Origin of the sequence: Burkholderia plantarii, assembly GCF_001411805.1 — a bacterium.
Lineage (GTDB): Bacteria > Pseudomonadota > Gammaproteobacteria > Burkholderiales > Burkholderiaceae > Burkholderia > Burkholderia plantarii.
The window spans coordinates 3,189,760-3,210,541 of the sequence record NZ_CP007213.1; the positions used below are offsets into that span (position 1 = coordinate 3,189,760).

The 20,782-nt window shown below is 69.6% G+C and carries 19 protein-coding genes and 1 pseudogene; 11 read left to right on the forward strand and 9 right to left on the reverse strand.

The features are described 5' to 3' along the window. Nucleotides 1–6: 6 nt before the first annotated feature. Nucleotides 7–855, reverse strand: a complete 849-nt coding sequence (locus bpln_RS30260; protein ID WP_055140879.1) for a transporter substrate-binding domain-containing protein — start codon at nt 853–855, stop codon at nt 7–9. Nucleotides 856–979: 124 nt separating this feature from the next. Here bpln_RS30260 and bpln_RS30265 point away from each other — a divergent pair, with 124 nt between their 5' ends. After that, nucleotides 980–1,867 (forward strand): LysR family transcriptional regulator, encoded by an 888-nt coding sequence (locus bpln_RS30265; protein WP_042629611.1) that lies wholly within the window; start codon nt 980–982, stop codon nt 1,865–1,867. Nucleotides 1,868–1,970: 103 nt separating this feature from the next. Here bpln_RS30265 and bpln_RS30270 read toward each other — a convergent pair whose 3' ends face one another. Then, nucleotides 1,971–2,384 carry an Hsp20/alpha crystallin family protein gene (locus tag bpln_RS30270; protein WP_042628792.1) on the reverse strand — a complete coding sequence of 138 codons (414 nt, stop codon included), beginning with the start codon at nt 2,382–2,384 and terminating at the stop codon, nt 1,971–1,973. Between the two features lie 35 nt (nt 2,385–2,419). Further along, nucleotides 2,420–2,851, reverse strand: coding sequence for an Hsp20/alpha crystallin family protein (locus tag bpln_RS30275; protein WP_042628793.1), 432 nt, complete (start codon nt 2,849–2,851; stop codon nt 2,420–2,422). A gap of 597 nt (nt 2,852–3,448) precedes the next feature. Here bpln_RS30275 and otsA point away from each other — a divergent pair. Beyond that, the gene (otsA, locus tag bpln_RS30280; RefSeq protein ID WP_042628794.1) at nt 3,449–4,867 is read left to right on the forward strand and encodes an alpha,alpha-trehalose-phosphate synthase (UDP-forming); all 1,419 of its coding nucleotides are present in this window, start codon (nt 3,449–3,451) and stop codon (nt 4,865–4,867) included. A 69-nt stretch (nt 4,868–4,936) separates the two neighbouring features. Here otsA and bpln_RS30285 read toward each other — a convergent pair whose 3' ends face one another. After that, entirely contained in the window at nt 4,937–5,647 is a 711-nt protein-coding gene (locus tag bpln_RS30285; protein ID WP_055140880.1) for a FadR/GntR family transcriptional regulator, read from the reverse strand. A gap of 233 nt (nt 5,648–5,880) precedes the next feature. On the opposite strand from bpln_RS30285, the gene bpln_RS30290 reads away from it, so the two are divergent. The 8 genes from bpln_RS30290 to bpln_RS30325 all read left to right on the forward strand — a co-directional run bounded on the left by bpln_RS30290 (nt 5,881) and on the right by bpln_RS30325 (nt 14,904). Then, nucleotides 5,881–7,431, forward strand: a complete 1,551-nt coding sequence (locus bpln_RS30290; RefSeq protein WP_042628796.1) for a sugar ABC transporter ATP-binding protein — start codon at nt 5,881–5,883, stop codon at nt 7,429–7,431. Continuing rightward, nucleotides 7,424–8,455, forward strand: coding sequence for an ABC transporter permease (locus tag bpln_RS30295; RefSeq protein ID WP_042628797.1), 1,032 nt, complete (start codon nt 7,424–7,426; stop codon nt 8,453–8,455). The genes bpln_RS30290 and bpln_RS30295 overlap by 8 nt, the downstream gene beginning before the upstream one ends. Before the next feature lie 69 nt (nt 8,456–8,524). Continuing rightward, on the forward strand, nt 8,525–9,472 hold the full coding sequence (locus tag bpln_RS30300; protein WP_042628798.1) for an ABC transporter substrate-binding protein: 948 nt from the start codon (nt 8,525–8,527) through the stop codon (nt 9,470–9,472). A 53-nt stretch (nt 9,473–9,525) separates the two neighbouring features. Then, nucleotides 9,526–10,542, forward strand: coding sequence for an aldo/keto reductase (locus bpln_RS30305; RefSeq protein ID WP_055140881.1), 1,017 nt, complete (start codon nt 9,526–9,528; stop codon nt 10,540–10,542). A 213-nt stretch (nt 10,543–10,755) separates the two neighbouring features. Next, nucleotides 10,756–11,766: a zinc-binding alcohol dehydrogenase family protein gene (locus bpln_RS30310; protein ID WP_055140882.1), complete on the forward strand. Its 1,011-nt coding sequence runs from the start codon at nt 10,756–10,758 to the stop codon at nt 11,764–11,766. Nucleotides 11,767–11,797: 31 nt separating this feature from the next. Further along, complete coding sequence (locus bpln_RS30315) at nt 11,798–12,940, forward strand: mannitol dehydrogenase family protein (RefSeq protein WP_055140883.1); 1,143 nt, start codon at nt 11,798–11,800, stop codon at nt 12,938–12,940. Nucleotides 12,941–12,953: 13 nt separating this feature from the next. Beyond that, a complete protein-coding gene (locus bpln_RS30320; RefSeq protein ID WP_042628802.1) occupies nt 12,954–14,480 on the forward strand; it encodes a UxaA family hydrolase in 1,527 nt (508 codons plus the stop codon). Nucleotides 14,481–14,583: 103 nt separating this feature from the next. Next, complete coding sequence (locus bpln_RS30325; RefSeq protein WP_042628803.1) at nt 14,584–14,904, forward strand: hypothetical protein; 321 nt, start codon at nt 14,584–14,586, stop codon at nt 14,902–14,904. Nucleotides 14,905–14,972: 68 nt separating this feature from the next. Here bpln_RS30325 and bpln_RS30330 read toward each other — a convergent pair whose 3' ends face one another. From bpln_RS30330 to bpln_RS30340, 3 genes are all read right to left on the reverse strand, one after another. After that, a complete protein-coding gene (locus bpln_RS30330; protein ID WP_042628804.1) occupies nt 14,973–15,422 on the reverse strand; it encodes a PA2169 family four-helix-bundle protein in 450 nt (149 codons plus the stop codon). A 759-nt stretch (nt 15,423–16,181) separates the two neighbouring features. Next, nucleotides 16,182–17,423: an NAD(P)/FAD-dependent oxidoreductase gene (locus tag bpln_RS30335; protein ID WP_042628805.1), complete on the reverse strand. Its 1,242-nt coding sequence runs from the start codon at nt 17,421–17,423 to the stop codon at nt 16,182–16,184. Between the two features lie 299 nt (nt 17,424–17,722). Continuing rightward, nucleotides 17,723–18,523: an HAD family hydrolase gene (locus bpln_RS30340; protein ID WP_082465489.1), complete on the reverse strand. Its 801-nt coding sequence runs from the start codon at nt 18,521–18,523 to the stop codon at nt 17,723–17,725. 361 nt (nt 18,524–18,884) lie between these two features. Between bpln_RS30340 and bpln_RS30345 the strand changes: the two genes are divergently transcribed. Beyond that, nucleotides 18,885–19,736, forward strand: coding sequence for an alpha/beta fold hydrolase (locus tag bpln_RS30345; protein ID WP_082465490.1), 852 nt, complete (start codon nt 18,885–18,887; stop codon nt 19,734–19,736). Between the two features lie 159 nt (nt 19,737–19,895). On the opposite strand, the gene bpln_RS37515 is transcribed toward bpln_RS30345, so the two are convergent. Both bpln_RS37515 and bpln_RS38515 read right to left on the reverse strand, forming a co-directional pair. Next, nucleotides 19,896–20,105, reverse strand: coding sequence for an aspartyl/asparaginyl beta-hydroxylase domain-containing protein (locus bpln_RS37515; protein ID WP_209444942.1), 210 nt, complete (start codon nt 20,103–20,105; stop codon nt 19,896–19,898). Between the two features lie 82 nt (nt 20,106–20,187). Then, nucleotides 20,188–20,667 (reverse strand): annotated as a pseudogene (locus tag bpln_RS38515) (hypothetical protein); the annotation flags it as partial. Nucleotides 20,668–20,782 lie beyond the last annotated feature (115 nt).

Here is a 20,782-nt window from a genome sequence, read left to right on the forward strand (position 1 = left end):
GCGGCCTCAGACGGCGCCTTCCGGCAGGTAGCCGGAGGTGGGCAGGTTCATGGTGTAGCCGAACCACTTCTTCTGCATCTGCGCGAGCTGGCCGCTTTTTTCCAGCTCGGTCAGCGAGGCGTTGATGAAGTCGCGGATCTCCTTGTCCTGCGGATTGGCCACCCACGCGAGCACCTTCGGCTCGCCGATCTTGCCGATCACGCGGAACTGGCCCGGCTCCTTCTTCATCAGCACCGCGACGATGTTCGACGGCATGATGCCGATGTCGAGCGTCTTGTTCGACAGCGCCACCATCACGTCCGGGTAGGCCTGGAACAGCTTGATGTCGGCGTAGCCGGCGCCCTTCGCCTTCAGCTGCGTGTCGAACGCCTGCGCGATCGGCTGCGAGGACGACCCCATCTGCGTGCCCACCACCTTGCCGCCCGCGTCGCCGGGCTGGTGGATCGCCGTGTCGCCGGCACGCACCACCAGCACCGTGTCGACCACGCCCACCGGCTGCGAGAACGCGAAGCGCTTGGCGCGCTCGGCGTTGATGCCCACGCTGGTGGCCACGAAGTCGAACTTGTGCGTCATCAGGCCCGGCAGCAGCCCCTGGAACGGCAGGTTCATCTGGTTCAGCTTCACGCCGAGCTTGCCCGCCATGTACAGGAGAATGTCGCGGCCGTAGCCGGTGACCTGGCCGTTCTCGACGAATTCGAACGGCTCGTAGGCGGCTTCGGTGCCGACGGTCAGCACGCCACGCCTGCGGATGTCGGCCAGCGTGCCGCCCTCGGCGAACGAGAGCGTGGGCATGGCCAGCGCGGCGGCGGCACCGCCCGCGAGGGCGAGGAAATGGCGGCGGTCGAGGGTGTTCATCGGGGGCGGTCCTGGTATCGAGGGGGGTCGGTAAGGACCAATGTAGGCAGGTCAAATTGTTTTGGAAAACTATTTTTTTATTGCTATGGTCTCGGAAACCGGAACCTTTTGGCGGCTCGCGACGATGAAGAAAATGGACCTGGACGAGCGCGACCTGCGCTCGCTGCGCGTGTTCTGCGCGGCGGCGCAGGCGAGCGGATTCGCCGCCGCCGAGCGCGCGCTGGCCATGTCCAAGGCATCGATCAGCCGCCACATCAACGAGGTGGAGGCGCGCCTCGGCCTCAAGCTCTGCGAGCGCGGGCCGGGCGGCTTTCAATTGACCGAGGGCGGCGAGGTGGCGCTGCGCGTCGCCTCCGAGGCGCTGGAGGCGCTCGAGCGCATCAAGCCCGAGGTGGACGCGGTGCGCGGCGTGCTGTCGGGGCCGCTGCAGCTCGGCATGTCCGAGCACGTGATGACGCATGACGGCTGCCGCGTGCCGCAGGCGCTCGCCGAATTGCACCGGATCGCGCCGCTGGTGCGGCCGTCGCTGTCGGTGATGACCTATCGCGACCTCAGCGCCGCGCTGGTCGAGCGGCGCGTGCAGGTGGCGATTCGCGGCGCCTACAAGCGGGTGGGCGGGTTCCGCCACTTCCCGCTGTTCACCGAGACCCATCGCGTGTTCTATCACCCGGCCGCCGCGGGCGAGATCCACCTGCACGACGATGCACGCGCGCTGCCGCTCGTCTATCGCGCGCATCCGTTCGTGGAGGACGCGCTGTCGTTGCAGGGTTTCGAGCAGGGGCCGGAGGTGGTCGGGCTGGAAGCCGTGGCGATGATGGTGGCCACCGGCCATTACGTCGGACTGCTGCCCGAGCATCTGGTGGCGCGGCTCGGGCCGCGTTACGGCTTCGAGGTACTGCCCGATTCACCGGCCTATTCGGTGTCGTTCTGCGCGATCATCGAGGAAGCGCGGCCCGTCACGCGCAGCGTCGAGGCGTTCCTGAACCTGCTGCGCGAGGCGCATCCGGGTTGAGGCCTCCGCGCGCGACCGGCGGGCCGCCGCGACGGACGGCCCGCCGGTCGTTCGCGGTACCCCGGGATGCCTGCTACGGGGCGGGCCGCGTGTCGCGAATCGCTCAGGCGACCCGGATTTCGATGCGCCGCGGCTGCGCCTCTTCACGACGAGGAATGCTCAGCGTCAGGACGCCGTCGCGCAGTTGCGCGTCGATGCGCGAGGTGTCGAGATCCTGGCTCAACGTGAACACGCGCGAGAAACGCGGATGACGTATTTCACCGTGTCGCAGACGCAGCCCGGAAGGCACCGGAATCACCGCCTCCGCCTCGATGCTGAGGCTGCCGTCGGCCACGCGGATATCGAGCTTGTCCCGCGGCACCCCCGGCAGGTCGGCATACAGCGTGACGCCGTGACTGTCCTCGACCACGTCGACCGCCGGCAAGGTGCGCTCGACATGCTCCGCGCCTTCCGCGCCTTCGTGGTCAACCTGGGAGGAAGGCGTCCGGCGCGCGATCATTTCACTGTTTGCGCTCATGATGGGCTCCTGTTCGAAGAAAGGTCGTGGAAACGTCATTGCACCGTGACGGCCCGCGGCTTCGACGCCTCGGAACGTCCGATGCTGATCATCAGGCATCCGTTCTCGTAACGCGCGTTGACGCGGTCGGGATCGGCATGCTGCGGCAGCTCGACGACGCGCCGGAAGGCGCCCATGAAGCGCTCGCGCGCATACACGCGCGCGCCGGCCTCGCGTTCGGGCGCCTTGCGCTCGCCGCTGATGATGAGTAGCCGCTTGTCTACCGTGACGTCGATCGAAGACGGTTCGAGGCCGGGTACGAACGCGACGATCTCGACGCTGTCGTCGGTGTCGCCGATGTTGAGAGGGGGGAAGCTCTCGCTGCGCGTGGCACGCAGGCTGGCGGGAAAGCCCGCCAGCCGGGACATCTGCCGGTGCAGGCGATCGAACTCGCCCAACAGGTCGGTACTGAAGAAGAAGTCGCTCATGATTGGCTCCTTGAAAATCGGGGCGCTTCACGAACGGCGAATGGAACCACGCGCTCCAGTTCGTCCGTTCGTGGGGAAACCCCATCAACAAACAAATCGAAACACGCAGCGCGAATCGCGACTGCCTGAGCGATGCTAAAAATAGCGCAACGAATGAAAATTTCAAGGGCCGGCGTGCTGCCCGCGAAGCGTTTTTTTTCGCCTCCCTCGACCCTCGCGTCCGGCCGGGGGGAGCACGCCTGCGGCATCGGACACCGCGCCCGACCGCGGGGGTGCGTCGTGTCAGCCGCATGGGGCAACGCGATACATTCCGTTACATTCCGGCCGGCCGCCGACCTCTTGAACCACGAACGGGCCGCCTTCATCTCGAGTGCCGCCAGATCCATGCACGGCCACACACACGCGGCTGCCCACCCGCGGCTGCCCATCGACGCAGCTGGCCGTCCCGCTCCCGCAACCGTTCGCGGGCGCGGCGCATCGCCGGGCCCGCGACGACACCGTGCGTCCGGCAGCGTCGCCGCCGGCTGCCGGTCGTGCCGGATATCGGCGCTCTTCACCACAAACAACAGGAATCCCAACGAATAGCAGGAGCCCGTCATGAGCCGTCTCGTCGTGGTATCGAATCGCACTTATGATCCGGACAGCCCCGTGCCGGGCGGCCTGGCCGTCGCGCTGAACGAGAGTCTGCAGCAGCGCGGCGGCATCTGGTTCGGCTGGAGCGGCAAGCTCACCGAAGCCGACCCGGCAACCCAGGAAGTGCAGACGCGCGAAGTGGGCAACATGCAGCTCGCGACCATCGACATGTCGCAGCGCGACTACGACGCGTTCTACCTCGGCTACTCGAACAACGTACTGTGGCCGGTGTTCCACTACCGGCTCGACCTCGCGAACTTCGACGTGCAGTTCAGCGACGGCTACCGCCGCGTGAACCGCCTGTTCGCGCAGAAGCTGATCCCGCTGCTGCAGCCCGACGACGTGCTGTGGGTCCACGACTATCACCTGATCCCGCTCGCCACCGAGCTGCGCGCGCAAGGCTGCCGCAACCGGATCGGCTTCTTCCTGCACATCCCCGTGCCGCCGCCGCAGATCATGGCCGCGATCCCCGAACACGAATGGCTGATGCGCTCGCTGTTCGCCTACGACCTGGTCGGCTTCCAGGCGCATACCGACGTCACGCACTTCGTACGCTACGCCGAGGCCGAGGCCGATGCGCAGCTGATCGACGGCGAGCGACTGCGCGCGTTCGACCGCACGATCCGCGTCGGCGCGTTCCCGATCGGCATCGACGTGGACGGCTTCTCGCAGATGGCCACCGACGATGACGGCCTGAACGTCTACGAGCAGATGCGCGACGAGTATTCGCGCCGCAAGCTGCTGCTCGGCGTGGACCGGCTCGACTATTCGAAGGGGCTGCCGCAGCGCGTTCGCGCCTTCCGGACGATGCTCGAGACGTTTCCGGACCTGCGCAAACACGCGACGCTGATCCAGATCGCCGCGCCGAGTCGCGAGGACGTGGACGCCTACGGCCGCTTGCGTCAGGAAATGGATTCGCTGTGCGGCTCCGTGAACGGCGACTACGGCGAGCTGGACTGGATGCCGGTGCGCTACATCCACCGCAGCCTCGATCGCACCTCGCTGCCGGGCCTCTACCGCGCGAGCCGCGTCGCGCTCGTCACGCCGCTGCGCGACGGCATGAACCTGGTGGCCAAGGAGTTCATCGCCGCGCAGGACGCGAAGGACCCGGGCGTGCTGGTGCTGTCGCGCTTCGCCGGCGCCGCCGAGCAGCTGACCGACGCGCTGCTCGTGAACCCCTACGACATCCAGGGCACCGCGCGCGCCATCCACGCCGCGCTGACGATGCCGCTCGACGAGCGCGTGCGGCGCCACACGGCGCTGCTCGGGCAGATCCGCAAGCACGACGTGCATTGGTGGAGCCGCGGCTTCCTCGACGCGCTCGACGAACCGGCAATCCCGCGAGCGCGCTGCGGGCTGGAACTGGCGGATTCGACCGCCTGATTCCGCGGTGCCGACGGCGGCACGCGGGCCTCCGCCCGCGGAGCACCGCGCCGCGTTTCCCGGCGTTTCCTAGTCGGCCGCCCGACTCTGCGCGGCCATCTCTCCTTCCGTCCAGCGTCCCTCGGAAGCCCGAAGATGCGTGCGCATCGCCGTTTGCGCGGCGATCGGATCGCCCGCCTGCAGCGCCCGCAGGATCTCCTCGTGCTCGCGCGCGGCGGCGGTCCAGGTCAGCGGGTTTTCAACATGCCCCCGCAGCGCGGCCGCGATCGGATCGTGGCGGCTGTCGAACAGTTCGGCGACGAAGCGGCTCAGCACGGCGTTGCCGGCGGCCTCCGCGATCAGCATATGGAACTGCCGGTCCGCCTCGAGCGGTGACTTGCCGGCGGCGGCCAGCCGATGCATCCGCTCGATCGAGCGACGCAGGCGGTCCGCCGTCGCCGCCGTCATGCGCGCGGCGGCCAGCACCGCGACGCTGCCCTCGATGGCCGCGCGCGCCTGCATCAGTTCCGACGGGCTGTCGCCCAGCGACGCGACGGCGGCTTCGTCGCCGACGCCCGCCTCGCGCACATACACCCCCGACCCGACCCGGATCTCCACGTTGCCGCCGATCTCGAGCGCGATCAGCGCCTCGCGCAGGGACGGACGCGAGACGCCGAGCTTCACCGCCAGTTCGCGCTCCGGCGGCAGGCGCTCGCCGGGCGGGAAATCGCCCTGGCGAATCAGCGTCAGGATCTGGGCGGCGATGGATTGGTAAAGCCGCTTGGGCTCGGTTGCTTTCATGTTGAGGGGTCGGCGAGCGGAGGACACCACGCGGGACGCGCGGCCGGGCAAGTCTAGCATGCCGCGCAAGTCGCTACTGACGGGCCTTTCCGCCCGGCATAAGGGTTTCTCCCATTGGTCAGGCCCATCATAAATATTAGCACTGGCTTGACCAAACTACCCCGATACGGTCTAATCTGCCGCAATTGGACTGACCAGCGCGAAGCCAGGCCGGCCACCTTGAAGGAGACACGATGAGCATTCCCAGCAGCCTGCCCGGCTCGGCGGCGGCCCCCGCCAGGCCCCCGACGGGGGAGATTCTTGGCCTGGAAGGCATCGGCAAGCGCTTCCCCGGCGTGGTGGCGCTCGACGGCATCACGTTCGGCGTGCGCTGCGGCGAGGTGCATGCCGTCTGCGGCGAGAACGGGGCGGGCAAGTCGACGCTGATGAAAATCATCAGCGGCCAGTACCGCCCGGACAGCGGCGTGATCCGCTACCGCGGCGAGCCGGTGCAGTTCGGCTCGAGTTCGGCGGCGCAGGCGGCCGGCATCGCGATCATTCACCAGGAACTGAATCTGGTGCCGCACCTGAGCGTGGCGGAGAACCTGTACCTGGGCCGCGAGCCCAAGCGCGGCCCGTTCGTCGACACGCGCCGGCTCAAGGCCGACGCCGCCCGCTGCCTCGCGCGGATCGGCCTGAAGGTGCCGCCGTCGACGCTGGTCGGGACGCTGTCGATCGCGCAGCAGCAGATGGTCGAGATCGCGAAGGCGCTCTCGCTCGATGCCCGGCTGCTCATCATGGACGAGCCGACGTCGTCGCTGACCGAATCGGAAACCGCCCAGCTGTTCCGCATCATCAGGGAACTGCGCGCCGAGGGCGTGGCGATGCTCTACATCTCGCACCGGCTCGATGAAATGGCGCACATCGTCGATCGCGTGACGGTGCTGCGCGACGGCCGCCACATCTCGACCGACGACTTCGCGGCCCTCGGCGTCAACGACATCGTGGCGCGCATGGTCGGCCGCTCGCTCGACGAGGCCTATCCGGCGCGCGAGTCGGTGCCCACCGGCGAGGTGCTGCTGAGCGTGCGGGACCTGCATCGCGACGGCGTGTTCGGCCCGGTGTCGTTCGACCTGCGCCGCGGCGAGATTCTCGGCTTCGCCGGGCTGATGGGCGCGGGCCGCACCGAGGTGGCGCGCGCGATCTTCGGCGCCGACCGGCTCGACGGCGGCACGATCGCGCTGCACGGCGAGCCGGTGAGGATCCGCTCGCCCCGCGAAGCGATCCGGCATGGCCTCGCCTACCTGTCGGAGGACCGCAAGAAGGAGGGCCTCGCGCTGACGATGCCGGTGGCCGCCAATCTCACGCTCACCAACGTGCGGGCGATCTCGACGCGCGCCGGCTTCCTGCGGTTCCGCGAGGAGCAGCGCGTCGCGCAGCGCTACGTGAAGGACCTGGCGATCCGCACGCCTTCGGTCGACCAGATCGTGCGCAACCTGTCGGGCGGCAACCAGCAGAAGGTCGTGATCGGCAAGTGGCTCTATCGCGGCTCGCGGATCCTGTTTTTCGACGAGCCCACGCGCGGGATCGACGTCGGCGCGAAGTTCGCCATCTACGGCCTGATGGACCGGCTCGCCGCGCAAGGCGTGGGCGTCGTGCTGATCAGCTCGGAGTTGCCCGAGCTGCTCGGGATGACCGACCGCATCGCCGTCTTTCACGAGGGCCGCGTGACGGCGGTGCTCGACACGCCGCACACCAGCCAGGAGGAAATCATGCACTACGCTTCGGGGCGCACCCATGCTTGACATCACATCCGATCCGACCCACGTCGCCAGGCAGGCCGCCCATCAGCGGCGCCGCGACCTCATCCAGAAGTTCGCGGCGCTGGGCAGCCTGGTCGCGCTCGTGATCGCGTTTTCGCTCGCCAGTCCGGCGTTCTTCTCGGTCGACAACCTGATGACCGTCTGCCTGCAGGTGACCTCGATCGCCTATCTCGGGGTCGCGGCCACCTGCGTGATCATCGCCGGCGGCATCGACCTGTCGGTCGGGTCGGTGCTGGCGCTGGCCGGCGTCTCGGCCGCGCTGCTCGCCAAGTCCGGCGTGCCGGTGCCGGCCGCGATGCTGTGCGGGATCCTGGTGGGCGCGCTGTGCGGCATCGTCAACGGCATCTGCGTGACGCGCATGGGCCTGCCGCCCTTCATCGCCACGCTCGGCATGATGCTGGTGGCGCGCGGCCTCGCGCTGCAGATCACCGGCGCGCGCCCCGTCTCGGATCTCGGCGACGCGTTCGGCACGCTTGGCAACGGCGCCCTGTTTCGCATCTCGCGAATCGGCCCCGACGGGTTTCCCGACGTCACCTTCCCCGGCATTCCCTATCCGGTGGTCGTGATGATCGTGCTATTCGTGGGCGTGTCCGTGCTGCTGTCGAAGACCTCGCTCGGGCGCCACATCTACGCGGTCGGCTCGAACGCGGAGGCGGCGCGGCTGTCCGGCGTCGACGTGCGCGGCGTGACGCTGTTCACCTACGTGCTCTCCGGCGCGATGGCCGGCGTGACGGGCTGCATCCTGATGTCGCGTCTCGTGACCGGGCAGCCCAACGAAGGCGTCATGTACGAACTCGACGCGATCGCCAGCTCGGTGATCGGCGGCACCTCGCTGATGGGCGGCGTCGGCACGATCTCGGGCACCGCGATCGGATCGTTCGTGATCGGCGTGCTGCGCAACGGCCTGAACATGAACGGCGTGTCGAGCTTCATCCAGCAGATCATCATCGGCGTCGTGATCCTGGGCACGGTCTGGATCGACCAGTTGCGCAACCGGAAGCGGTAATCCCGCGAGGCGCATTTCCCGAAGTGCATTTCCCACAGGCAGTCCAATAACACGAGACAGGAGCGAGACATGCGGAAACTTTCCCTGCTGGCGGTAGCGGCGATGGCGTGCGCGGCATTCAGTACCGGCGCGGTGGCGGCGGGCGGCGAGATCGCCGTGATCGTCAAGACGGTCAATTCGAACTACTGGCAAAACGTGCAGAAGGGCGCGAAGGCGGCGCTCGACGGCGCGCCGGGCTACACGATGACGTTCCAGGGGCCGGCGGCCGAATCGAACATCGCCGACGAGGTGAACATGGTGGAAAACGCCGTCAACCGGCATGTGGCCGGCATCGTGCTGGCCGCGTCCGATCCCGACGCGCTGGTGCCCGCCATCAAGAAGGCATGGGAAGCGCATATCCCGGTGGTGCTGATCGATTCGCCGGTCTCGGCGTCGGGCAAGCCGTACTACCAGTCGTTCCTGTCGACCGACAACGAGAAGGCCGGCGAACTGTGCGCCAAGGCGCTGATCGACCGCGTGGGCCAGACCGGCAAGATCGCCGTCATGTCCTACGTGCCCGGCGCCGGCTCGGAAGTGGGCCGCGTGGGCGGCTTCCGCAAATACATCGCGGCGCACTCGAAGCTGCAGATCGTCGGCCCGTACTACTCGCAGTCGCAAATGGCGACGGCACTGAACCAGACGACCGACGTGCTGTCGGCGAACGCCGACCTGAAGGGCATATTCGGCGCGAACGAGCCGACCGCGGTGGGCATGGGCCGCGCGCTCAAGCAGGCCGGCAAGGCGGGCAAGATCATCGCCATCGGCTTCGACGGCAACGAGGACCTGCAGGGCTTCGTGCGCGACGGCACGCTCCAGGCGATCGCCGTGCAGGGCTCGTGGCAGATGGGCAACCGGGGCATCCAGACCGTCGTCGGCGTCATCGAACGCAAGCCGGTGGCGAAGTTCGTCGATACCGGAGTCGTCATGATCGACAAGCAGAACCTCGATTCGAAGGAAGCGAAAGACGTCCTCTATTGAGGCCGCGCCCGCCGCCCCGCTCAACGCCGGTTCGTCATTTTCCCGCCCGCATCATGAACGCTCACGATATCCGCGCCCTGCCCCGCAACGGACTGCCGCTGACGGTCCTCGGCCTCGGCTGCTCGCAGCTGGGCGGCCTCTACGAGGCCATGCCGGACACCGAGGCCGAGGCGCTGATGGATGCGGCCTGGGCCGCCGGCCTGCGCTACTTCGATTCCGCGCCGTTCTACGGCTACACGCTGTCGGAGCACCGCGCGGGGCGCGCGCTCGCGGCACGCCCGCGCGACGCGTTCATCTTGAGCACCAAGGTGGGCCGCCTGATGCGGCCGGACCCGGGCGTGCGGCCCGGCGACGACGGCTGGGCCGCGCCGCTGCCGTTCCGCCCCGTCTTCGACTACAGCTACGACGGCATCCTGCGCTCCCACGACGACAGCCGGCAGCGGCTCGGCCTGGCGAGGATCGACGTGCTGTACGTCCACGACATCGGCCGCATGACGCACGGCGAGCGCCACGCGCACCACTGGCACAGCCTGACCAAGGGCGGCGGATTCCGTGCGCTCGAGGCGCTGCGCGCGGCCGGCGAGATCGGCGCCGTCGGCCTCGGCGTCAACGAGTGGGAAGTGGCCGCCGACGCCCTGGACGAGACGGCGCTCGACGTGATCCTGCTGGCCGGCCGCTACACGCTGCTCGAACAGACGGCGCTCGCGCCGCTGCTCGACCGCTGCGTTCGGACGCGCACGGGCCTCGTCGTCGGCGGCGTGTTCAACTCCGGCGTGCTCGCCGGCAACGGCAAATTCAACTATGCCGACGCGCCCGCCGACGTCGTCGACAAAGTGGCGCGGCTCGCGGCCGCCTGCGAGCGCTTCGCGGTCCCGCTGCCGGCCGCGGCGCTGCAGTTCCCGTTCGCGCATCCGGCGGTGGTGTCGTGCGTGACCGGCGCGCGCAGCGTGGCGCAGTTGCAGCAGAACATCGCCTGGCTCGAACGCGACATTCCCGACGCACTGTGGGACGCGCTCCGGCGCGAGGCGCTGATCGACGATGCCGCGCCGGTGCCGCGGAGCGCGACATGATGCCGGGCGTCGACGCTCACCGCCACGATCGGCGGAAGCTGGCCGACCGCCGCAACGGCTGCGCCGACGGGCCGGCCGCCTGCGAGAAACACGGCGGGCGTGCCTTCGGCCACGATGCCGCTCTCGACCGGACCGGCGCGGCGGCCGGGCGTGTCGTTTCCACGGGACCGGTCCGTCGGGCCGGTCCATTCGATTTCAATGAAAGGAGCTTCCATGCTTAGCGTGATCTGCGAAGCGCCCGGCGTGCTGCGGGCACTGCAACGCGACCTGCCCGTGCGCGGCAGCGGCGAAATTCTGTTGCGCGTGAGCCGGGTCGGCATTTGCGGCACCGACCTGCACATCTTCACCGGCAATCAGCCGTACCTCGAATATCCGCGCGTGATGGGACACGAGCTGTCGGCGGTCGTCGTCGAGGCCGAGCCCGGTTCCGGTTTCGACGCGGGCGACGGCGTCTACGTCATGCCCTATCTGTCGTGCGGACACTGCGTGGCCTGCCGCCAGGGCAAAACCAACTGCTGCGTCGACATCAAGGTGCTGGGCGTGCATCGGGACGGCGCCCTGACCGAGTATCTGAGCGTTCCCGCGCAGTTCGTGCACAAGGCCGAGGGCATATCGCTCGACCAGGCCGCGATGCTCGAATTCCTGGCCATCGGCGCGCACGCCGTGCGGCGCGCGGACGTGCAGCCGGGCCAACGCGTGCTGGTCGTCGGCGCGGGGCCGATCGGCATGGCGGCGATGATCTTCGCCAGGTTGCGCGGCGGCACGGTGACCTGCCTCGATACGCGCGCCGACCGCCTGGCGTTCTGCCGGTCGCAGCTCGGCATCGAGGCGACGGTGCCGGTGGGCGACGGCGACGCGGCCCAGCTGGCCGCGCTGACGAACGGCGAATTTTTCGACGTCGTGTTCGATGCGACCGGCAACATCGACGCCATGAACCGCGGCTTCGCGTTCGTCGCGCACGGCGGCCGGTACGTGTTGATCTCGATCGTGCCGGGCCAGGTGACGTTCTCCGATCCGGAATTCCACAAGCGCGAGATGACGCTGCTGGCGAGCCGCAACGCCACCGCCGCCGATTTCGACACCGTGCTGGCGGCGATGCGCGACGGGCACGTTCCCGACCAGGCGCTGAACACGCACCGCATGCGGCTGGCCGAGGTGCCCGAGGCGCTGCCGCGGCTGCTCGATCCGGGGCAGACCGTGGTCAAGGCGCTCGTCGAGTGCTGACCGGCATGACCAAGCCATCAGGACCCGCCGCATGAGCGTCCCCATCCTTCAGTTCGGCACCAGCCGCTTCCTGCTCGCGCACGTCGCCTTCTTCGTGTCCGAGGCGCTCGCGCGCGGCGAGGCGATCGGCGGCATCGGCGTGGTGCAGACCACCTCGAACCCGTCGAGCCGCGCCCGCATCGACGCGCTGGCCGCGACGGGCCGTTATCCGGTGCGCATCCGCGGCCGGGCCGACGGCGTCGCGATCGAGCGCGTGGTCGAGTGCCATGCCGTCCGCCGGGCCTGGACGGCCTCGACCGATTGGGCCGCGATCCGCCGGGCCGTCGTCGACGACGTGCGCGTGATCGTGTCGAACACGGCCGACGCCGGCTACCGGCTCGACGAACGCGACTCGGCCGACGTGCTCGCCGACGCGACACGGGTGCCGCACAGCTTTCCGGCGAAGCTGCTGACGCTGCTGCATGCGCGCTGGCGGGAGCGCCCCGCCGACGGCGTCACGCTGCTGCCCTGCGAACTGATCGCGCGCAACGGCGACACGCTGCGCGACATCGTGCTGGGGCTGGCCCGGCAGTGGCATCTGCCGGACGGCTTGATCGCCTACCTGCTGCACACCTGCGTCTGGGTGAATTCGCTCGTGGACCGGATCGTGTCCGGGGCGATCGATCCGGTCGGCGCGATCGCCGAACCGTATGCGCTGTGGGCCGTCGAGCGTCACGCCGGCATGACGCTGCCCTGCACGCATGAGCAGATCGTCGTGACGGACGACCTGGCCGGCCACGAACGCCTGAAGCTGTTCTTCCTCAACCTGGGCCATACCTGGCTGGCCGAGCAGTGGTTGCGCCAGGGCCGCCCGCCGGATGAAACGGTGCGCGAGGCGATGGGCGATCCGCGGCTGGGCGACGGGATCGAGCACGTCTGGCGAGACGAGGTGCTGCCGGTGTTCGTCGCGCTGGGCCAGCGCGATGCCGCCGAGCGCTACATCGACACGGTGCGCGACCGTCTGCTCAATCCCTACCTCGACCATCGCATCGCGGACATCGCGAACCACCACGACGAGAAGATCCGGCGCCGGATCCGCCCGTTGATCGCGCTGGCGGACGCGCACGCGCCGGGCCACGCCCAGCCGCGTCTACGCGGCCTGCTGGCCGCGCATGACCTGGCGCAACCGAGTTGAGAGGAACACCATCATGAATCCAGGCACGGTCCTGAAGCTGCATGGCGACGACAACGTCGCGCTGGCCCTGCGCGCGCTCGAGGCCGGCAGCGTCGTCGAGCTCGACGGGCATTCGCTGCCGGTACTGACGCCGGTGCCGGCCGGCCACAAGATCGCGGTCCGCGCGCTCGCCCGTGGTGAGCGCGTGACCAAATACCGGCAGACGATCGGCGTGGCGCGCCACGGCATCGAAGCGGGCGAGCACGTGCATGTGCATAACGTCGACATGCCGGCGCACCCCGCCGGCGGCGCTGCGCCCGACGCGGCGCCGCCGCATGCGGCCGGCGCCGCGCTGTCCGGCACGTTCATGGGCTTCGTCCGCCCCGACGGCCAGGTCGGCACGCGCAACTACATCGGCGTGATCGCGAGCGTCAACTGCTCGGCAACGGTGTGCCACGCCATCGCGGACGCGTTCCGCGGGCCGGCCCTCGATGCGTTTCCCGGCATCGACGGCGTCGTCGCGATCACGCACCAGAGCGGATGCGGGCTGGCGGCCACGGGCGACGGCATCGCCCTGCTGCGCCGCACGCTGGCGGGCTACGCCCGCAATCCGAACTTCGGCGGCATCCTGCTGGTGGGCCTCGGCTGCGAGGTGAACCAGCTCGACGGCCTGCTCGACCTGCTCGACGCGCCGGGCGCCGATCCGGTCCGCACGCTCGTGATCCAGGACGAAGGCGGCGTGCGCCAGACGGTGACGCGCGGGGTGGCCATCGTGCGCGAGCTGATCGAGCAGGCCGGCCGCGCGCGCCGCACCGCCGTCTGCGCCTCGCAGCTCAAGGTCGGCCTGCAATGCGGCGGCTCGGACGGCTACTCCGGCATCACCGGCAATCCCGCGCTCGGGGCGGCCGTCGATCTGCTCGTGCGCCACGGCGGCACCGCGATCCTGTCGGAGACGCCGGAGATCTACGGCGCCGAACACCTGCTGACGGCGCGGGCCGCCTCCGGCGACGTCGCCGGGCGCCTGCTCGACAGGCTGCAATGGTGGGAGCGTTACGCCGCCGACCACGGCGGCGAGCTGAACAACAATCCGTCGCCGGGCAACAAGGCCGGCGGCATCACCACCATTCTCGAGAAGTCGCTGGGCGCGGTGGCCAAGGGCGGCAGCTCGCCGCTGAACGCGGTCTACGACTATGCCGAGCCGGTCGCCGCGCGCGGCCTCGTGTTCATGGATACGCCCGGCTACGACCCGGTCTCGGCGACCGGGCAGGTCGCCGGCGGCGCGAACCTGATTTGCTTCACGACCGGCCGCGGCTCGGTGTTCGGCTCGAAGCCGGTGCCGACCATCAAGATCGCGACCACGACCGGCCTGTTCGAGCGGATGCGCGCGGACATGGATTTCAACAGCGGCCCGATCGTCGACGGCGGGCTCGGTGTCGAGGCGGCGGGCACGCAACTGTTTCACCTGATGCTCGAGATCGCCTCGGGACGGCGAACCCGCAGCGAGGACAACGGCATCGGCGACCGCGAGTTCGTACCCTGGCTGCGCGGAGCGGTGATGTGATGAACCACGGTCCGGCGGTTACGGCCGGTAGCTTCGTTCGGCAGATACGGCCGGCGATGACGTTCGATGGTCGCGTCGGGCAGTCAGGTAGTCGGGAGAACGAATGAACGACGTGTACCCCACCACCATCGGGCGTCGCGCGCGAAAGCATCGGGCCGGGCCGGCGGCGCGAGCCGCTTCGCTGTCCTCGCTGGAGCGCTCGCTGATGCGCGAGGCGTTGCTGCTGCTGATCGATTCGCGCCGGCGAGCACTGGAGCTGAGCGCGCAGATGTGTCGGCAACGGCAGCTCGCGGCGCCCTGCGTTCAGGACTTTCACATCCCCGCGGTGCTTCGGCTCCTGCGCGAATTCAGCGACGGCGATCCGCCAGGCAACGGAGGGGGCGGCGCTCGCGAGCGGCACGACCGCATGCGGGACGCCCCGTAGGCGCGCGGCCCCCAAGCCGCGGGACGCCCCGGCAGGGGCGCGGCCCGGCGGCGCCGGGCCGCCGGCCTTTACCGGTTCGCGAACTGGTCGCGCAGATCGCGAATGCGATCGTGATTCTGCAACACGCCCTGGTACTGCCGCTCGACCAGCGCGCGCACCTCGACGGGCAATTCGTCCTTTTCGAGCGCGTCGTGATAGCGCTTCTTCGCAGCGTCCTCGCCGCGCTCGCACTCGGAAAGGATGTCGTGGTCGCTGCGGTCGGTGACGGCGGACTTGAGGTTGACCCAACCACGGTGAAGCGCGCCCGTGGCCGAGCCGCCCGTTTTCGGATCGCCCCCGAGTTGCTGCACCAGGGCCTGCAGTTCTCCGACACTGCGCGCGCAATCGGCGGCACGCGTCTGAAACAGCGTCTTCAACTGCGGATCGTGGGCATCCTGTGCCGCTTTTTCAAAACCCAGCTGCCCGTCCTTTGACGTTTCGACCAAGTCGTTCAGAACCGACACAACGTGCGTGCTCATGGCGTATCTCCTCATGGATGGAAGGAAGGGTGCCGACATGCGGCAAGCCTTTCGAGCAAATGCCGTACCCATCGCCCGGCCGGTCGCGCCGCGGGCGTCGGCACGGGTCGCGCGACGAGGCGTCGAGGAGAAGCCATGCGGGCGAGGCAGGCCCGGGCGGGGCGCGGCGGCCACGCCGGATCGGGCGCCGGCGGCCGCGCCGCCGGCGCCACCCCCGCGCCGCTCACGCCGGGCAGCGGGGCCTGCCGCGATGCAGGCATCGGCGGGCCGCGACCGGCGCCGGCAATGGCAGCAAATACAAACGTCGAACCGATTTTTTCATGCTCTGGCGGCCGGCCGGCGCGCGAGGGCGACAGGCGCACCCGGATCGGTGCCGCCGCCGCATGACGAAGTTCCGGGACGCTCGCCAGGCCCGCTCGAGACGCCCATGCCCGCAAGCCGGGAGCGGATCGCGCCGATTCGTCGTATCGATAGGCGGTCGGACCGCCGGCCATGGCGGCGTACCGCTCCCGCCGATTTCGCACTCGATCGCGGGGGCGGTTCGAACGCTCCCCGGGCGGACGATGGCCGGCGGCGGCGCCGGGAAGCCGGGGCGCACCGGCGCCGGCCGGATTGGACGAGCTTGATGGACAAGCCTGCCGTACCCGTCCGCCTCGCGGCGTGACGAAAAAAAAGCCGGCCGCGCGATGCGCGACCGGCCCCGGTCACTCGGGAAGCCGCCCGTCGTTCAGGCGTTCAGGCGCCCGGAGGTTCGGACGCTCACACGCTCGCGGCCGGCATGCGCGCCTGCAGCGGTACCGACATGTCCTCGAGCTGCTCGCGCGTCAGCACGACGTCGGTCGCGATCAGCGCGCGCCCCTGCACGTATTCCTTGGTCGCGTTGACGGCGTCGAGCGCGATCACGCGGCCCGCGCGCAGATAGAGCACGACGAACGCGCGCGCGGCCACGTCGCCGCGCACCACCACCTCGTCGTAGCCGTCGGGAATCCCCGCCATCTGGATGCGCAGGTCGTACTGGGTCGACCAGAACCACGGCACGCCCGGCTTCGGCGCCGGCTTGCCGGCGATCGCGGCGGCCACGATGCCGGCCTGCTCGACCGCGTTCGGCACGCTCTCGATACGCAGCGCGCCGCCGGCCACGAGCGGATGCGCGCGCCGCGCACAATCGCCGATCGCGTAGACGTCGGGCAGGCTGGTGCGGCAGGCCTCGTCCACGTCCACGCCGTTGCTGCCCCGCGCGCCCGCGTCGATCAGCAACTGCGCGTTCGGTACGATGCCGATGCCGGCAATCACGAGATCGGCGGCGATCGAGCGGCCGTCGGCCAGTTCGACCGATGCCACGCGCCCGTCACGGCCCTTCAGCGCGGCGACCTGCGCGCCCGTCACGATCTCCACGCCGCGGCCGCGATGCTCGGCCTCGACGAACGACGACAGCGCCTCGCCGGCCACGCGCGCGAGCAGGCGCGCCTGCGCCTCGACCACCGTTACGCGCACGCCGCCCAGCTTGGTCAGCGCCGCGGCCGCCTCGAGCCCCACGTAGCCGCCGCCCACCACCACCACATGCTCGCGCCCGGCGAGGTCCGCCTTCAGCGCATCGATGTCGTGCTTGGCGCGGATCACATGGATGCCGTCGAGCGTCGCGCCCTCGCAGCCGAGCCGGCGCGGCGTGCCGCCCGCGGCCCACACCAGCTTGCCGTAACGCAATGCGCCGCCGTCGGCCAGACGCAGCACGTGCGCCTCGGCATCGACCGCCTCGACGCGATGCGCGAGGCGCACGTCGATCGCGCGTTCGAGCCACGCCTCGGGCGTGCGAAAGCGGATCTGCTCGGCGCCGCGATCGCCCGTGAGATAGTCCTTCGTCAGCGGCGGCCGCTCGTAGGGCTGCTCGGCCTCATCCGACAGCAGCGCGACGGTGCCTTCGAAGCCGGCCTTGCGCAGTTCGGCCGCGCAATTCGCGCCCGCGTGTCCCGCCCCGACGATCACCACATCCAGTACGTCCATGCTTCGTTCCTTTGTTCAGTTGCGCCCGTGGTCCGGCCGGACGCGATCCCGGCGGCAGCGCGCGAGCCGGCACCGGCGTGTCCGGTGCGCCGCGGCGGCGTGCCTAACGAAATGAAACATCCAGCCATCGCGCGACACGGGGCGGCAAGCATGCGGCACGGCACGCGCATCGGCGAACCGCGAGTATCGCCGTTCGGCGCGCGCGCATCAATCGGCACGCGCCGCATGCGGGCGACCGCACGGCCCGCGGGGTGGCAAGCCGGCCGCGCGCCGCTTGCGCCGGCGGCCGGTGCGAAGGATCATTCGCGCGACCTGAAGCGGCCGGGCGAGTCGTGTGAATCGGACGAATCGGACGAATCGGACGAATCGAGCGGGTCGAGCGGGTCGAGCGGGTCGATCACCAATCCCAGCGCATCGGCCAATTCATTCGGGGTGCGTAGTATTTCGGCCTCGGGCGGAAACCCGTTTGCCACATCGTCGACGCCGAGCCAGACCAGCACGCGCATCCCCGCCGCCACGCCGGCCCGCGCGCCGAGGCGGCTGTCCTCGACGACCACCGCCTCGCCGGGCCGCACGCCAAGCCGCTCGGCGGCGAGCCGGTAGCCGTCCGGCGCGGGCTTGCCGGCCGGCACGTCATGCGCGCAGATCGACACGGCCAGCCACGCGTCGAGCCCGAGCGCGCCCACGCCGGCATCGAGCGTGCCGCGCCCCGCGTTCGACACCACCGCCTGACGCAGGCCGGCACGCGCCGCCGCGCGGCACAGCGCGAGCGCGCCGCGCCGGGCGCGCAGCCGGCCGAGGCTCGCGGCGAACGTCCCGGAGCGGACCCGCGACCACGTCGCGAAATCGAACGCCTGCCCGAAACGCTCGACGCAGAAATCGTAGGAGGCGCGCCCCGTCATGCCGCAGGTCGGCGCCTGCAGCGTCGCGTCCGCCGTCACGCCGAAGTGGCGCAGCGCGGCGAGCAGCGACGCGAAGTGCAGCGGCTCGCTGTCGGCGAGCGTGCCGTCCATGTCCCAGAGGATCGCGCGGGCCGCGGGCCGGCGCGGGCGAGGATCGGAAGCGGCGGCCGGGGCCGGCACGGATGGGTTGTCTTGCATGAAGGCTGGGGACGAGCGACGAAACACGAGACGACGGTGTGGCGAGAGGCGTGAATTGTAAAGCCCGGCGCGCCACGCGCCGCGCCCTCCCGACGCCCGTTCCCGACGCCGCGCGACCACCCATGCGCGACGAATCGCCCCTTGTCAATTTTGATTACCGCAAATCCACACAACAATCACGGGTATTCATCGCGCCGTGTCGCCGGCCGGAAGAAACGCCGAAAACCCTTACCAGGAAAGGATTTCGAGCTGATCGAACGAATTAAGGGGAAGCATCACCGCCGCTGTCGTTTTTTTGCACAATCATGGGATATCAGGGAAATCCATTATGATGGCGCCCACAGCCGCTCAAATAACGATCGTGAACCCCGTCGCCTCTCTCGCAGCCCCCGTCTCGCTGGATCTTCCCGGTACCGGCCCCGTCATCAAGATGCCCTACGTCCGGACGGGCGAAGGCGACCTCGTCGTGTTCGTACACGGCTCGCTCTGCGATTTCCGCTTCTGGCAGCCGCAACTGAGCGGCCTCGCGCCGAATTTCGCCTGCATCGCGCCGAGCCTCACGCACTACTGGCCGGCCGAGCCGTCGGACGACCTGCCCACCTTCAGCTGGAGCACGCACGCGGACCAGCTCGGCGCGTTCGTGCGCCAGCTCGACGCCGGCCCGGTCCATCTGGTCGGGCATTCGCGCGGCGGCTCGGTGGCGTTCCACATGGCGCTGCGTTTTCCGGAGCTGGTGCGCTCGCTCACGCTCTGCGATCCGGGCGGCGGCCTGACCGGCGTGCCGAACCCGTCCGCGCCCGCCGCCTCGCTCGAAACCAAGCGCCTGCGCACGCGCGCCGTGACGCTGATCGCGAACGGCGAAGTGGATGCCGGCCTCGAATTGTTCGTGGATTCGGTGAGCCGCGCGGGCACCTGGCAGAAGAGTTCGCCGGGCTTCCGCACCATGGCCACCGACAACGCGCGCACGCTGTCGATGCAGTTGCGCGACCCGCTGCCGGCCTATTCGGCGGAGCTGGCCGGCCGCATCGCCTGCCCGACGCTGCTGATCGAAGGCGAGAAGAGCCCCGCGATGTTCCGTGAGAACGTGGGCGCGCTCGCGGGCTGGATCGCGAACGCCTCGCGCGTCACGATCGAAGGCGCCTCGCACGGCATGAACCTGGCGCGCCCGAGCGCCTTCAACCGCCATCTGACGGCGTTCCTGCAGGCCGTCTGAGCCTGTCGCCGCGGCGGGCTGCATCGTCCGCCCGGCAACCTCCGCCTCACGCGGCACGAATCGCAAGTCGCTTCGCCCGCCCGCAGCCGGTCCGGCACGACGGCCCTCGCATCTCCCCGGCGCCGTCGTCCTCAAGCCCCTTTCGCAAACGCGCCGCGCTCAGCCCGCCGCCGGCACCATCTGCTTGGCGCGTTCGAATTCCAGGTAGAAGATCGTGCGCGGCTGCGGCGACGCGTTCAGCGCGAAGTGATCGAGCGAGCCGTCGAACACGATCGCGTTGCCCACCCGGTTCTGGTTGAAGTGGCCGGCCACGTTCAGGTAGGCAAAGCCGCGCTCGCTCGCCGCGTCCAGCGTGATATGCATCTGCATGCATGCCTTCGTCGTGCAGCTCCGGGTGGCGATGCCTGTTGAGCAGCGTATTGGGCAGCATGCGCGACAGCGCGCACACCTTGATGCCCGCGATCTCCTCGAGCATCTGGCGCGTCCCCGGCATCCGGCTCGCGGCGAACGGGATCGGCTGGTCGCGCACCGCCAGCCCGTATTGCGTCCAGTCGGCGTTGCTCACGCCGCCCTCGCCCCAGCCTTTCAGCCAGCCGTATTCGCCGCCGGCCCGGATGTGCTCCACCGTCTCCGCATACACCTGCAGATGCGATTTGCCGACCCGGTCGATCTCGAGCATCGGCGCGTCCAGCCGCTGGCGCTCGTCGCGGATGATCTCCCATTTCGCGGCCAGCGCCGCGAGACGCGGGAACTGCTCGAGCGCATAGAACGCGGGCCGGCTCGCCGGCTCGGGCGCGTGCCGGCAGAAGGAAGCGGAACGATCTGGCATGGGGAGCCTTTCGGTTGAACGGGACCGGCGCGCCGCGCTCGGCGGGCCACGGTATTGAAGTCCCCCGCGCGGCGCGCGCCTGCATTCTGAAACGAGAATCATTACCCATTTCGGATCACGCGCCGGCTGGCTGACAGCGGCATGATGCTGCCGGAATTCCGGAGCGAGGCGCCGCGCGGCCCGCGGGCTTCGGCCGGACGGCCATGGAAGGAGAAAC

Coding starts and splice junctions, on each gene's coding strand:
- bpln_RS30265 (WP_042629611.1), top strand. CDS start 980: ATGAAGAAAATGGACCTGGACGAGCGCGACCTGCGCTCGCTGCGCGTG.
- bpln_RS30270 (WP_042628792.1), bottom strand. CDS start 2,384: ATGAGCGCAAACAGTGAAATGATCGCGCGCCGGACGCCTTCCTCCCAG.
- bpln_RS30300 (WP_042628798.1), top strand. CDS start 8,525: ATGCGGAAACTTTCCCTGCTGGCGGTAGCGGCGATGGCGTGCGCGGCA.
- bpln_RS30295 (WP_042628797.1), top strand. CDS start 7,424: ATGCTTGACATCACATCCGATCCGACCCACGTCGCCAGGCAGGCCGCC.
- otsA (WP_042628794.1), top strand. CDS start 3,449: ATGAGCCGTCTCGTCGTGGTATCGAATCGCACTTATGATCCGGACAGC.
- bpln_RS30330 (WP_042628804.1), bottom strand. CDS start 15,422: ATGAGCACGCACGTTGTGTCGGTTCTGAACGACTTGGTCGAAACGTCA.
- bpln_RS30335 (WP_042628805.1), bottom strand. CDS start 17,423: ATGGACGTACTGGATGTGGTGATCGTCGGGGCGGGACACGCGGGCGCG.
- bpln_RS30290 (WP_042628796.1), top strand. CDS start 5,881: ATGAGCATTCCCAGCAGCCTGCCCGGCTCGGCGGCGGCCCCCGCCAGG.
- bpln_RS30260 (WP_055140879.1), bottom strand. CDS start 855: ATGAACACCCTCGACCGCCGCCATTTCCTCGCCCTCGCGGGCGGTGCC.
- bpln_RS30315 (WP_055140883.1), top strand. CDS start 11,798: ATGAGCGTCCCCATCCTTCAGTTCGGCACCAGCCGCTTCCTGCTCGCG.
- bpln_RS37515 (WP_209444942.1), bottom strand. CDS start 20,105: ATGCAGATGCATATCACGCTGGACGCGGCGAGCGAGCGCGGCTTTGCC.
- bpln_RS30320 (WP_042628802.1), top strand. CDS start 12,954: ATGAATCCAGGCACGGTCCTGAAGCTGCATGGCGACGACAACGTCGCG.
- bpln_RS30275 (WP_042628793.1), bottom strand. CDS start 2,851: ATGAGCGACTTCTTCTTCAGTACCGACCTGTTGGGCGAGTTCGATCGC.
- bpln_RS30305 (WP_055140881.1), top strand. CDS start 9,526: ATGAACGCTCACGATATCCGCGCCCTGCCCCGCAACGGACTGCCGCTG.
- bpln_RS30310 (WP_055140882.1), top strand. CDS start 10,756: ATGCTTAGCGTGATCTGCGAAGCGCCCGGCGTGCTGCGGGCACTGCAA.
- bpln_RS30325 (WP_042628803.1), top strand. CDS start 14,584: ATGAACGACGTGTACCCCACCACCATCGGGCGTCGCGCGCGAAAGCAT.
- bpln_RS30285 (WP_055140880.1), bottom strand. CDS start 5,647: ATGAAAGCAACCGAGCCCAAGCGGCTTTACCAATCCATCGCCGCCCAG.
- bpln_RS30340 (WP_082465489.1), bottom strand. CDS start 18,523: ATGCAAGACAACCCATCCGTGCCGGCCCCGGCCGCCGCTTCCGATCCT.